Here is an 11,502-nt window from a genome sequence, read left to right as displayed (position 1 = left end):
GATGGATTTTTGCGCTCGTTCGTCGTACTGTGAGCATGACCCGTGAAACCATCTCCAGCGGAACCGAGTGGGAAGACCGCGTTGGCTACTCGCGCGCAGTCCGCGTCGGAAACGAAGTCCGTGTGTCCGGAACGACGGCTACCGACGAGAACGGAGAAGTCGTCGGCGTGGACGACCCCTACGCACAAACAAAGCAAACGCTCGAAAACATCGAATCGGCGCTTGAATCGGCAGGTACAGGCCTCGAAGACGTGGTTCGGACACGAATGTACGTGACGAACATCGAAAATTGGGAAGCCATCGGTGACGCCCACGCTGAGTTCTTCGGAAATGTTCGACCCGCGACGAGCATGGTCGAAGTGAATAAACTGATTGCCACGGAAATGCTGGTCGAAATCGAAGCCAACGCTATTATCGATCAGTGACCGACGACTCTTTTATCCGCGCGTTCCAACCGGGGAGCGTGCAGGAGGAGATTCCCGACCGCCCCGGAGTGGCGAACCTCATCGAGGCGTTGAACGTCCGCCGGAACGCGATTATCGGCTTCGCAATGAGCGCTCTGTTCACCGCGCTCGTGTACGCCTACCGCGTCGTATTTATCGGTGAAATGCAAGGGCAAGCCGGAACTCCACTTTCGTTTCTCGCGCTCGCCGTCGTACTGGCGCTCACGCTCGGTGCACTCTTCACCGCGGTGTTGACACTCTTTTCGGCGCGCAAACTCGCTCGCGGCCTCGATTGAGTTCGGTGCTAGTTTGAGGTATTTACGCTACTCCGGTTCGACCACGCCGGCCAGTTCTTCGAGTCGTTCCGCGCCCGACCGAGTTCCCTTGGCCAGTAGGACGTCGCCAGCTTGAATTTCCGTCGCCGGGCCGGGCGAGATGACCCAGTCGTCGTGCGGTCTGCGAACCGCGATAACCCGCATCCCGGTTTCGGTTTCCACCTGTTCGTTTCCGAGCGTGACTCCGTCAAAATCACTCCTTTCCGCGACGGTCACCCGGACGATGACCTCGTCGCTTTCCTGAACGGCGTGTTCGACGACGGGGTGGGTACCGAGTCCGTGGAGCACCCCTTCGCTGATTTCGACCGCCGCATCGCTAATGACCTCCGTGCTGTTCGCGAGGTGAACGAGTCCGCGCAGTGAAACCGGGTCGTCGGCGCGGCTTGCGGCCTGTAGCACCCACGCCTCGAAGCGCGACTGGAGGGCGTCAACCTCGGCTTCGAGTTCGACGACTTCCTCCGCCACGTCCGTACTGTCGAAGAGAACGCTTCCGTAAGCGAGGTCAACCGCGAGTTCGCTCATGTTTTTCATCAGCACGATAGAATCGACCGCGCGTTCGAGGTCGGTATCGTAGGCCTCCGGCGGTTCCGGTGGTTCGTATTTCTCGCCGGTTGCTTGCTCGTACACCGACCCGATACCTTCGTCGGGGCCGCGCAAGAGAAGTCTGTCGTCCACTCGGAGGTCGGTGTCTCTGTCAGGGTTCATAATCCAATCCCCTCCGCGATGAATAGCGATGACCCGAACCCCGGTTTCGGTTTCGAGGTTTAGCCGCCCCAACGTCTGGCTCGCGAGCGGCGAGGATTCTCCGATCGAAACGCGAACGAGCGTTTCGATCGCCTCCGGGAGCGCCGCACGCATGGTCTGGGGCAAGCCGATGTCCTCCAAGACGACCTTGGCGATGTCGCCCGCGGCGTCGCTGATTTTCTCCGCGGCCCCGACGACGCCGAGGACTGGCGCGAGTTCCTCCGCGTCCTCCGTGCTTCGGGCGGCCATGAGCAGGCTCATTCGGGCTTGCAGTTCCAGCACGTCCATCTTCCCTTCGAGGGCGAGCACCTCGGACGCGATGTCGTCGCTTCCGTGGAACACGGCCGAAAAGGAGAGGTCGATGAGCAGTTCGGCAGTGTCTTTCATCTCCGCCAAAACCTCCTTTACGCTCCGTGGTTCGTACTCCACCTCGCCGCTCGCGGGTTCCATAGTTCGAGGTTGGTCGTTCTCCCGTAAAAACGTTCGTAGAAAATGGAAAGATGGCGCGAAAGCCGGTTTACGGCGGAGAGAGTTCGACAAACCCACGCTAGAAAACAAGTCCCGGCAGAACGACCACGAAAGATAATCCTTTTGCGGGTACCCCGTGAATTGTCGTGGTATGGCAGACGAGGTCAAAAAAGGCTTAGAGGGCGTGGTCGTCGCGGAGTCAGCACTCAGCCACATCGACGGAGACGCGGGAAAACTCGTTTATCGAGGATATACGATAGAAGACCTCGCGCGTGGTGCGAGTTACGAGGAAGTGGTGTATCTCCTCTGGCACGGCAATCTTCCGAATCGTGAGGAACTGGAATCGTTCAACGAGTCGATGGCGGAAGAGCGCGCAGTGGACGACGGCGTCATGGACACCGTTCGCGAACTCGCCGAATCGGATTCGAATCCGATGGCGGCGCTCCGAACCGCCGTCTCGATGCTCGCGACCTACGACCCGGACGACTCGGAATCCGACCCCGCAGACCACGAGGCAAACCTCCGGAAGGGCCGACGAATCACCGCGAAGATGCCGACGATTCTCGCTGCGTTCACGCGCATCCGGAACGGTGACGACCCAGTGGAACCGCGAACCGACCTCGGACACGCCGAGAACTTCCTCTACATGCTCAACGACGAGGAACCCGACGACGTGCTCGCCGACGTGTTCGACCAGGCGCTCGTCCTGCACGCAGACCACGGGCTGAACGCCTCAACGTTCTCCGCGATGGTGACGGCGAGCACCCTCGCCGACCTCCACAGCGCGGTTACGAGCGCAATCGGTACACTGTCCGGTTCGCTCCACGGCGGCGCGAACGCCAACGTCATGCGGATGTTGGAAGAAGTGGACGACGCGAACCAAGACCCGGTCGAATGGGTTCAAGAGGCACTCGACGAGGGACGCCGCGTCGCCGGGTTCGGCCACCGAGTCTACAACGTGAAAGACCCGCGCGCAAAGATTCTCGGCGAACAGAGCGAGGAACTCGGCGAGGCCACGGGCGACACGAAGTGGTACGAAATGTCCGTCGCCATCGAGGAGTACATCAAAGAAGAGAAGGGACTCGCGCCGAACGTGGACTTCTATTCGGCCTCGACGTACTACCAGATGGGTATCCCAATCGACATCTACACGCCCATTTTCGCCGTCTCGCGCGTCGGCGGTTGGATCGCACACGTACTGGAGCAGTACGACGACAACCGCCTGATTCGCCCCCGTGCGAAGTATGTCGGTGAGAAAGACGCCGACCTCGTACCGCTCAACGAGCGATAAAGAACCCTTCGGCGACCGGTTTACGAACTCATATCTCTCTTTTCGAGATACGTTATCTCGACCATCAAATCCGGACGGTCGGAGAACTGGAATCGCCACGAGCGGTCGAAAGCTATCCGACCATCCTGCGCCTTCACGAGCAGTTCTCTGAGCATCGACTCGAATTGGCATATTGAGGAAGAAGCTTCGCACGCGGGTGAGAGGCTGTCATCCTCGGCTCGGAAGGAAAAAGGTGCGTGATTTCGACCATCAAATCAGGATAGTGACTATCTAGATACCGAAACGTCCACGCCCGGTCGGACGCCTCTGAGGAGTCATAATGAAGGCCGAGTAACAGCTTCAGTATTGACCGGAACTCTTCCGGCGAAGCAACCCACGAAGAGGAATCGCGAGGGTAACTCATACCGCGTGATTTTCTACGAGCTACATAAGCCGGGTCAATGCTCCCTCTCTGTTCCAAAATGTCGCCACGCGAATGAACGATTCAAACCGAGATGAACGGTTGTAAATGGTCGAATTTGGCGTTTTTCAGCGTCTTTCAGAATCCATCAGTCCGTCTATCATTTCACTGACGTGGTCGATTTCCTCCGGGATGACGCCGTGACCCATACCTTCGAAGATTTGTTCGGTTACGTCGCCGTCGAGTTCGCGAAGCACCTCCCTCGTTTCGTGGACGCGCTTAACCGGAATGTGCGGATCTCGGTCGCTACATCCGAGATAGACGGGCGTCCCGTCGAGCGATCCCTCGTACTCTCGGGGCGTCCCATCCGGGCCGATGAGACCTCCGCTGAATCCGGCGACACCGCCGTACCGCGTCGCGTTTCGTGCGACAAACTCGGTCGTCAGGCAGGCACCCTGCGAAAAACCGAGCAGGAAGGTTCGATCCGGCGCAATCCCCACGGTTTCGAGGGCGAAGAGAATCGTTTCGAGCAGTGCCAACGCGGACGAGAGGGACGGTTGGTTCGTCTCCACCGGCGCGAGGAACGGCTGCGGATACCACGTGTTTCCGGACGCTTGCGGCGCGAGATAGGCGATTTCCGGGTGTTGAAATTCTTGGGAAAGTTCGAGGATGCTTTCGGCGGTCGCACCCCGCCCGTGAATGAGAACCATCGCGGTGTCAGCGTCGTCGATAGTCGCACCCGTGGTTGCGACCGGCTGTCCGGCGTGTGGGCCGTCGATGTCGTCCGTAGTGAATTGGGTGTCCGTCATCGATCATCAAATAGTGCTCCGACATCCTACCGTTTTCTGCACCCGAGTTTTCTGCCGTTGGGTGTCGGACCCTCTCAGGTCTCCCCCGCACTCCCGCGTTCTTCCATCATCGCCGCGGCGCGGGACGCCCAGCCGCCCCAGTAAAATCCGGCCCCGACGATTGCCATCGACCAAACGTAATGGAGCAGGATTCCGGCGTAGACGCCCATCACACCGTAGTCCATCCGCACCCCGACCACCCACGAAAAGCCGACCATGAACAGGAACATACCCGATGTCCGTGCGAAGAAGGGCGTTTTCGTGTCGCTTCCGCCTTGCAATGAGCCGGCGAGGACGACGAACGAGACGAGGAACGGGGCGGCCAACCCGTACACCCGGGCGAAATCCGCGGCGTATTGGAGGGTCGGCGGATCCGAGGTGAAGAGCCGAACCAGCGGGTCGGCGACGAGGAAGAGCAGACCGCCGATTCCCCCGACCGTCAGGAGTCCGAGGGCGGTAGTTGCCCATCCCTCGAAACGTGCTCTGTCGGGGTCGCCACTGCCGAGGGCTTGCCCGACGACGACGCTTGAGGCGACACTGTAGCCTCTGGAGAGTGGCCCGGTCACCTGCTGGTACACCCGACGACCGATTTGATAGGCCGCGTTGACTTCCGTTCCGAAGGCGAGCAAAATCGCGTTGAACGGGAACTCCGCAATCGTCGCGGCGATTCCTTCGCCGATTCTCGGCGCGCTGACGGCGAGCAGTTGCTTCGTGATGGTTCGATTTCGCGGCCGCACGAACGATGCCTGCGTCCAGTTCATGCGCATCGCAAGCAGAAGTACCGTCGCGGTGAACAGGTTGCCGATGGCGGTGGCGATACCGACGCCGACTATTTCCAAGTTCGGGAACGGTCCGATGCCGAGTCCGAGCGCCACGGTTCCGCCGATGTTGAGCAAGTTGGAGACGACGTTGATGTACATCGGCGTTTTCGTGTCGCCGGTGCCCTGCAAAGAGCGGGCGGCGACCAGCGCGACGTGTCGCGCCGGGGCGGTGAGGAAGATGATGAGGAGATAGGTTCCGCCCATCCGAGCGACGTTTTCCGGCGCGCCGAGGATGGCGATTGCGGGTTTGGCGAACAACAGACCGAACAGCACGAACGGAATCCCGGCGACCGCACCGACCAGAATTGCCTGCGTAATAGCCTCGTCGCGGTTCGCGGTCGCACCGCCGCCGGTGTCCTGGCTGGAAAGCGCAATCGCCCCGCCGCCGAGTCCGAGACCGATTCTGAGCGGAAGACGCGCGTAGAGGTCTGCGAGACCGATCGCCGCGACCGCGGCGGGCGAGAACAAGGCGGTAACGATGATGTCGGTCGTCCGCATCAGCGTTCGTAGCACTTGCTCCGCCATCACCGGCCACGAGAGCGCAAGTACTCGTCGCCAGACGGCAATCGTTCGCACGCGAAGCGTCACAGGAACGTGATTTCCCCCGACGGGGTTTGGCTGTACCGGAACGGGCAACTGACGCGAAATGGGCGAAATGCGATTAACCGACCTTCGGCATCCCCCGCCCTTCAGGGCAGGGTTTTCGCCTTGTGATTTCCATAATTGGTCTATAATCGGTCTATAACTATACCGTCTATCGAGGTAGGTTCCAACAATCAACGATGAGGACGCTCGCAATCGTCAACGGAAGCGAGGAACAGTGCGGTGGATGGCGACCAGCGCGCGAGCAGTATGCTTCGTCACAGTTCAGATCGAAAGCGAACTACGCGGAAACGTGCGATGATTGGCGACTCGTCTCCGAAAAGCACGGACTGTTCTCCCCCGACGCCAGAATCGGTCCCGACGACGTGACGCTCGATTCGCTGACGCCATCCGGACGAAACGACTGGGCACGAAAAGTGCGGATCGAAATCAAGCAACTCGTCGTGGGCGGAGAAAGCTACGACGAACTGATTGCGCTCCTCGACTCGGAGTACGTCCGTTGTCTGTCACCGTTCTGGAAGGAATTAGAAAGGTGTAATATTTCGGTGACTATCGAACACATGCCGAGCGGAGGGGCGAAGAAAACGGAAGAGACCGCATGATAGTGTTCGTCTACGGAACGCTTACCGACCCGACCCACGTTGGTAGCGTGATCGATACGTTCGACTTCGTCGGAGATGCGGTACTGTCGGGACTCCATCGCGTCGATGGACAGTACCCGACGCTGGCACCGGGTGGCGAAACGGAAGGACGATTGCTCGAAACGCCGGATATGGCTATGCTGGACGCATACGAAGGTGTCGGGCGGGGATTGTACGTCAGAGTTGTAGTTCCGATGGGGGAGACGGAGGTCGCGGTGTACGTCGGCGACCCCACTCGGTTGGGCGTGAAAAAGCCCGTTTCGTGGCCCGGCGATGGGACGTTCGAACAGCGCGTCCGTCGATACGTCCACGAGGAGGCAGTTTGCGCAAACCCGGCCGAATGATTTATGTATGACACTCGTCAGACAGCGGTGTCTGCCTTCCGTCAGACACGCTTTTTTATCCGGGCTTGCTTGCGATTTCACTTTCACTCCACCCTCCGTGGCTTTATATACACAGAAATTCACCCTCCGGACGCGGTTACACGCTCCGCGCTCTCCATTCTTCCCCCTTTCCCCACTTAACCAGTCGCGACGTTAGTCGGCGGGACTCGACGCGACTTCGATTGCCCGTTCCAGCATCCCGTTATGGGTCGTATGATAGTAGTACAGACCGGCACCGACCGCTGCGACGCAGTTGGAAATCGTGACTGCCCAGAACACGGCGGACACGCCGTAGTCAAGCCACATGACGCCGATTGCCGCGATGGGAAGTCGAAGTCCCCAGTATTTCACCAGATCGACAACCAAACTAACTTTCGTCCGGCGCGCGCCGTTGAATCCTGCGTTGAATAGATATATCGCGCCGATGCCCCAGTAACCGTACACCAGAATCCGGAGATATTCGACCGTCCGGGCGAAACCTTGGGAGGTCATATCCGGAACGAACGTTCTCACCAGCAGTTCGGGAGCGACCCATTGGAAGACGCCAATCAGGGTCAAACCGGCGGCGGCGATAGCCGCGCCCATCCACGTAGTGCGGCGTGCACGCGCCGGTTTTTTTGCGCCGAGATTCTGACCGATGACGCTCTGTGCGGCCTGTGCGAGGCCACTGGCGGGGATGAACGCGACACTAGCGATACGGGCACCGACGGTGTAGGCTGCCAGGGCTGCAGAACCGCCGGCGGCGGCGACAACCCCGACGATGATCAGACGAACTGACTGACCGGCGGCACGTTGGCCGCAGAGAGGAAGGCCAATATCGACGATTTCACGGTAGTCGTTTATTTCGAACGTCATCACTTCTCTCGTGAGTGATAAGCCACTTCGTCCGCGAAGCATCATTCCGAGAGCGAACAGTGACGAAATGCCGTAGCCGAGGGCGGTTGCGAGAGCGGCACCGGCAATTTCGAACCCGGTGAATCCCGGAATTCCGTAACCGAAGATGAGAATCGGGTCGAGGATAATGTTGATGGCGACCGCGGTGACGTTGATGTAGAGGGCCGCGCGCGAATCACCCCACCCGATGAATCCCATTTCGATAGCGTCACCCATCCCCATGAGTGGGAGACCGAAAGCGAACGTGGTGAGATAGATAACAGTCAGCGACGCGACTTCCGGGTCGGCGCCGAACAAGGATATGGCGTCGCCGCCGAAAATCACCACGAGGAGGGTAAGCGCCAAACCGAGGACGAACGCGAGGGTGATACCGTGAAACACTGCGCGCCGCGCGAGCGAGTCCTCTTCGGCTCCGGCGCGCTGGGAGACGAGAACCTGCGTTCCGACGGTTGTCATCAGAAGAACGGCGAACAAAAGCGCAGTCAACGGGAAACTAAGCCCCACCGCGGCAACCGCATCTTCGCCGAGTCGACCGACCCAGAACGTATCGACGACCTGCTGAGCGACCTGTACGAAGTTCTGCATGACGAGCGGGGCTGCAAGAATCAGAAGAGAACGTATCAGTGACCCGTCCGTTATTTCCTCTCGTGACACATCGACCATGGTTTTTCAGTTATACAGATTATAAAATCCTGATAGTATTTATAAGTACCTCAGTGAAAATATGTGAATAGTTATCTCGTGACACTGGTTTTCGACGTCGAATTGAAAAGTAGCTATTCGGTTTGCTGTACCGGCTGGCGGGTCGTCCGGCGACTCGCCCGCCTTATTTTATAGCTGGTGTAGATGAAATACAGCCCAGCTAACCCGACGAGAACGTAAATGAGGTTCGTGAGAATTTGTGCCACATCGGGGAGGAACAACAAACCTACCGCTTGCCGGACGACGTTCACTTGCCCGCCGATGAGGCTCGTTATACCGACGATTCCCCAGTTGAGTGCGCCGATGACGACGAGGAGGATACTGAACCAGTCCAATCCGTTGGTTTCCATCGTTCCACTCGTCCTCGCGCTAGTGTCGGTAGCCATGACCTGTGAGTAAACGAAGGAGTGACATTGTTATTTGGCAGTTGCCCGCCGTCGAACGAGGGTATTTTGAGATTTCCACGTAGCAACGCCGAACTATACATCGGTTGGAAACGGAGCGAGCAACCCCCGCTTCGCCAATACCCTATCCTTTTGTCGTCCCGGCCCAAAAGCGTGAGCAATGAGTGGGCGGCGTAAACCCGATTGGCTGAAGATGCGGCCCCCGTCGGGTCAGGAGTTTACGGGAATCAAACAGACGCTCCGCGAACACGACTTGAACACCGTCTGTGAGGAAGCGAACTGTCCGAACCTCGGCGAATGTTGGAGCGGTCGTGGTTCGGACGGCGGTGGCACGGCCACGTTCATGCTGATGGGCCACAAATGTACCCGCAATTGTGGATTTTGCGACGTGGATACGGGCGGCGGCGAACCGCTCGACCCGGACGAACCGGCGAACGTGGCGAGCGCCATCGCGGAAATCGGCCTCGATTACGTGGTTCTCACGTCGGTTGACCGAGACGATCTCGAAGGGCAGGGTGCGGATCACTTCGCACAGACGATTCGAGAAATCAAAAAGCGCCACCCCGGCATCCTCGTGGAAGTGTTGATTCCGGATTTCCAAGGCGAGGAACAGCTGGTTCAGAAAATTATCGACGCGGAGCCGGACGTTATCGCGCACAACGTCGAAACGGTCGAGCGACTTCAGCGTCCGGTTCGTGACCCGCGTGCGGGGTACGAACAGAGTCTCGGCGTCCTCGAACAGGTCAAGCGCGAGTCGGACATCTACACGAAAACGAGTTTGATGCTGGGTCTCGGCGAGTACGACCACGAAGTGTACCAGGCGCTTTCCGACCTTCGGGAGACGGACGTGGACATCGTCACGCTCGGGCAGTATCTCCAACCGTCGCGGACGCACCTCGACGTGGAGGAGTACGTCCACCCGTCGAAATTCGAGACGTGGCGACAGGTCGCGGAAGACGAATTGTCCTTCCTCTACTGCGCCAGCGGGGCGATGGTTCGCTCGTCGTACAAAGCCGGCGAACTGTTCGTGGATGCTATTCTTCGAGACGGAAAGAGCGTGGAACAGGCAAGGAAAGAGGCCCGTCGAGCCTCCGTCTGAAAACGGTGTCGCCGCGAGGGAGGCGACCCGGTGAATTCCGCACAACGGGATGGAAAGAACAACCTGCGAACATGGGAACCCAATAAATTCGACGAATTCGACACAAATTGAAGAGACGAGAGATAGTCCGAGAAAGGAATCTATCCATCATTCTACTCACATTCGACGGGGAATTTTAAATGTAGAAATTAATTCGGCCCTCAAAGAACAATCTCATAGAAATGGCAGACTGAGCAATCTCTATGGGAAGTTAATTACGAAAACCCTATAACCTGCGCCAGAGTTCTTTCGTACATGTCAGGATGGGTTCGACCGTGAGCATCGTACACCAAGACCCCCAGGAACGAGTACAGATACTGGACGAAGACGGAACGGTGTTGGACGGTGCGGAAGTGCCGGACCTCTCCGATGAGGAACTGGTGGATATGTACCACCAGATGCGCCTCGCCCGTCATTTCGACGAACGAGCAGTCAGCCTCCAGCGTCAAGGGCGAATGGGAACGTACCCACCGCTTTCGGGCCAAGAAGGCGCCCAAATCGGCAGTGTCTACGCACTCGCCGAGGACGATTGGATGTATCCGAGTTACCGCGAACATGGGGCCGCACTCGTCCGCGGTCTCTCGCTGACCCAGACCATGCTCTACTGGATGGGTCACGAAGCGGGCAACGAGATTGCGGAAGATTCCAACATTTTCACCGTCTCGGTCCCAATCGCAACGCAAATCCTTCACGCGACGGGTGGGGCGTGGGCGTCCCGCCTGAAAGGCGAAGAAAAGGCGTTCATGTGCTACTTCGGAGACGGTGCGACCAGCGAGGGCGACTTCCACGAAGGGCTGAACTTCGCTGGCGTCTTCGACGTACCCGCCGTTTTCTTCTGTAACAACAACCAGTGGGCGATTTCGGTGCCACGGGAGCGCCAAACCGCCTCGAAGACCATCGCTCAGAAAGCAACCGCATACGGCTTCGAAGGCGTGCAGGTTGACGGAATGGATCCGCTCGCAGTGTACCAAGTGACGAAGAAGGCCGTTGACAAAGCCAAGAATCCCGACGAAGGCGAACTGCGTCCGACGCTTATCGAGGCAGTGCAGTACCGCTTTGGTGCACACACGACCGCCGACGACCCGACCGTCTACCGTGACGACGAGGAGGTACAGAAGTGGAAGAAAAAGGATCCGATTCCGCGCATGGAAAAGTTCCTGCTCAACACGGGACGGTTGGACGAGGACGGCGTTGAGGAAATCGAAGCGGACATCAAACAACAGGTCGCCGATGCCATCGACGAGGCCGAAGCAGTCGAGCGACCGGAACTCGAGGAAATCTTCAACCACGTGTACGCGGACATGCCGCGACGACTCCGCGAACAGATGGAATCGTTCGAGCAACTCCGCGAACAGTACGGGGACGAAGCGCTGCTGGAGGAGTAAAT

The 11,502-nt window shown here is 58.7% G+C and carries 13 protein-coding genes; 7 read left to right on the top strand and 6 right to left on the bottom strand.

Features of this window, described 5'->3' with window-relative positions:
- Positions 1 to 35: 35 nt before the first annotated feature.
- Positions 36 to 425, top strand: a complete 390-nt coding sequence (locus tag LIX15_RS06895; RefSeq protein WP_227776753.1) for a RidA family protein — start codon at positions 36 to 38, stop codon at positions 423 to 425.
- Positions 422 to 739, top strand: coding sequence for a DUF7536 family protein (locus LIX15_RS06890; RefSeq protein ID WP_227776752.1), 318 nt, complete (start codon positions 422 to 424; stop codon positions 737 to 739). The genes LIX15_RS06895 and LIX15_RS06890 overlap by 4 nt, the downstream gene beginning before the upstream one ends.
- A gap of 27 nt (positions 740 to 766) precedes the next feature.
- On the opposite strand, the gene LIX15_RS06885 is transcribed toward LIX15_RS06890, so the two are convergent.
- Complete coding sequence (locus LIX15_RS06885) at positions 767 to 1,972, bottom strand: potassium channel family protein (protein ID WP_227776751.1); 1,206 nt, start codon at positions 1,970 to 1,972, stop codon at positions 767 to 769.
- A 169-nt stretch (positions 1,973 to 2,141) separates the two neighbouring features.
- On the opposite strand from LIX15_RS06885, the gene citZ reads away from it, so the two are divergent.
- Positions 2,142 to 3,281, top strand: coding sequence for a citrate synthase (gene citZ, locus LIX15_RS06880; RefSeq protein ID WP_227776750.1), 1,140 nt, complete (start codon positions 2,142 to 2,144; stop codon positions 3,279 to 3,281).
- Positions 3,282 to 3,301: 20 nt separating this feature from the next.
- Here the strand turns inward: citZ and LIX15_RS32720 are convergent, their stop codons facing one another.
- The 3 genes from LIX15_RS32720 to LIX15_RS06870 form a co-directional block, all read right to left on the bottom strand.
- The gene (locus tag LIX15_RS32720; RefSeq protein ID WP_265338415.1) at positions 3,302 to 3,436 is read right to left on the bottom strand and encodes a hypothetical protein; all 135 of its coding nucleotides are present in this window, start codon (positions 3,434 to 3,436) and stop codon (positions 3,302 to 3,304) included.
- Positions 3,437 to 3,809: 373 nt separating this feature from the next.
- Positions 3,810 to 4,490 (bottom strand): alpha/beta hydrolase, encoded by a 681-nt coding sequence (locus tag LIX15_RS06875; protein ID WP_227776749.1) that lies wholly within the window; start codon positions 4,488 to 4,490, stop codon positions 3,810 to 3,812.
- A 74-nt stretch (positions 4,491 to 4,564) separates the two neighbouring features.
- Positions 4,565 to 5,875 carry an MATE family efflux transporter gene (locus tag LIX15_RS06870; protein WP_227776983.1) on the bottom strand — a complete coding sequence of 437 codons (1,311 nt, stop codon included), beginning with the start codon at positions 5,873 to 5,875 and terminating at the stop codon, positions 4,565 to 4,567.
- 257 nt (positions 5,876 to 6,132) lie between these two features.
- On the opposite strand from LIX15_RS06870, the gene LIX15_RS06865 reads away from it, so the two are divergent.
- Both LIX15_RS06865 and LIX15_RS06860 read left to right on the top strand, forming a co-directional pair.
- Complete coding sequence (locus tag LIX15_RS06865) at positions 6,133 to 6,555, top strand: DUF6884 domain-containing protein (RefSeq protein ID WP_227776748.1); 423 nt, start codon at positions 6,133 to 6,135, stop codon at positions 6,553 to 6,555.
- Positions 6,552 to 6,938, top strand: coding sequence for a gamma-glutamylcyclotransferase family protein (locus LIX15_RS06860; protein WP_227776747.1), 387 nt, complete (start codon positions 6,552 to 6,554; stop codon positions 6,936 to 6,938). The genes LIX15_RS06865 and LIX15_RS06860 overlap by 4 nt, the downstream gene beginning before the upstream one ends.
- A gap of 192 nt (positions 6,939 to 7,130) precedes the next feature.
- Here the strand turns inward: LIX15_RS06860 and LIX15_RS06855 are convergent, their stop codons facing one another.
- Both LIX15_RS06855 and LIX15_RS06850 read right to left on the bottom strand, forming a co-directional pair.
- Positions 7,131 to 8,534, bottom strand: a complete 1,404-nt coding sequence (locus LIX15_RS06855; RefSeq protein WP_227776746.1) for an MATE family efflux transporter — start codon at positions 8,532 to 8,534, stop codon at positions 7,131 to 7,133.
- A 113-nt stretch (positions 8,535 to 8,647) separates the two neighbouring features.
- Positions 8,648 to 8,959, bottom strand: coding sequence for a DUF378 domain-containing protein (locus LIX15_RS06850; RefSeq protein WP_227776745.1), 312 nt, complete (start codon positions 8,957 to 8,959; stop codon positions 8,648 to 8,650).
- A gap of 178 nt (positions 8,960 to 9,137) precedes the next feature.
- Here LIX15_RS06850 and lipA point away from each other — a divergent pair, with 178 nt between their 5' ends.
- Together lipA and pdhA are read left to right on the top strand one after the other, a co-directional pair.
- Positions 9,138 to 10,076: a lipoyl synthase gene (lipA, locus tag LIX15_RS06845; RefSeq protein WP_227776744.1), complete on the top strand. Its 939-nt coding sequence runs from the start codon at positions 9,138 to 9,140 to the stop codon at positions 10,074 to 10,076.
- A 302-nt stretch (positions 10,077 to 10,378) separates the two neighbouring features.
- Positions 10,379 to 11,500 (top strand): pyruvate dehydrogenase (acetyl-transferring) E1 component subunit alpha, encoded by a 1,122-nt coding sequence (pdhA, locus tag LIX15_RS06840; protein WP_390184329.1) that lies wholly within the window; start codon positions 10,379 to 10,381, stop codon positions 11,498 to 11,500.
- The last annotated feature ends 2 nt before the right edge of the window (positions 11,501 to 11,502 follow it).

The sequence above is a fragment of the Haladaptatus pallidirubidus genome (genome assembly GCF_020700235.1).
Taxonomy (GTDB): Archaea; Halobacteriota; Halobacteria; order Halobacteriales; family Haladaptataceae; genus Haladaptatus; species Haladaptatus pallidirubidus.
The sequence above is the reverse complement of the archived record's forward strand: the minus strand, read 5'-3'. Positions and strand labels throughout refer to the sequence as shown.

Excerpts from the sequence above, each read along its gene's own strand:
- LIX15_RS06870 (WP_227776983.1), bottom strand. The coding sequence starts at position 5,875 with ATGGCGGAGCAAGTGCTACGAACGCTGATGCGGACGACCGACATCATC.
- LIX15_RS06850 (WP_227776745.1), bottom strand. The coding sequence starts at position 8,959 with ATGGCTACCGACACTAGCGCGAGGACGAGTGGAACGATGGAAACCAAC.
- LIX15_RS32720 (WP_265338415.1), bottom strand. The coding sequence starts at position 3,436 with ATGCTCAGAGAACTGCTCGTGAAGGCGCAGGATGGTCGGATAGCTTTC.
- LIX15_RS06895 (WP_227776753.1), top strand. The coding sequence starts at position 36 with ATGACCCGTGAAACCATCTCCAGCGGAACCGAGTGGGAAGACCGCGTT.
- citZ (WP_227776750.1), top strand. The coding sequence starts at position 2,142 with ATGGCAGACGAGGTCAAAAAAGGCTTAGAGGGCGTGGTCGTCGCGGAG.
- LIX15_RS06860 (WP_227776747.1), top strand. The coding sequence starts at position 6,552 with ATGATAGTGTTCGTCTACGGAACGCTTACCGACCCGACCCACGTTGGT.
- LIX15_RS06885 (WP_227776751.1), bottom strand. The coding sequence starts at position 1,972 with ATGGAACCCGCGAGCGGCGAGGTGGAGTACGAACCACGGAGCGTAAAG.
- LIX15_RS06855 (WP_227776746.1), bottom strand. The coding sequence starts at position 8,534 with ATGGTCGATGTGTCACGAGAGGAAATAACGGACGGGTCACTGATACGT.
- LIX15_RS06865 (WP_227776748.1), top strand. The coding sequence starts at position 6,133 with ATGAGGACGCTCGCAATCGTCAACGGAAGCGAGGAACAGTGCGGTGGA.
- lipA (WP_227776744.1), top strand. The coding sequence starts at position 9,138 with ATGAGTGGGCGGCGTAAACCCGATTGGCTGAAGATGCGGCCCCCGTCG.
- pdhA (WP_390184329.1), top strand. The coding sequence starts at position 10,379 with ATGGGTTCGACCGTGAGCATCGTACACCAAGACCCCCAGGAACGAGTA.
- LIX15_RS06875 (WP_227776749.1), bottom strand. The coding sequence starts at position 4,490 with ATGACGGACACCCAATTCACTACGGACGACATCGACGGCCCACACGCC.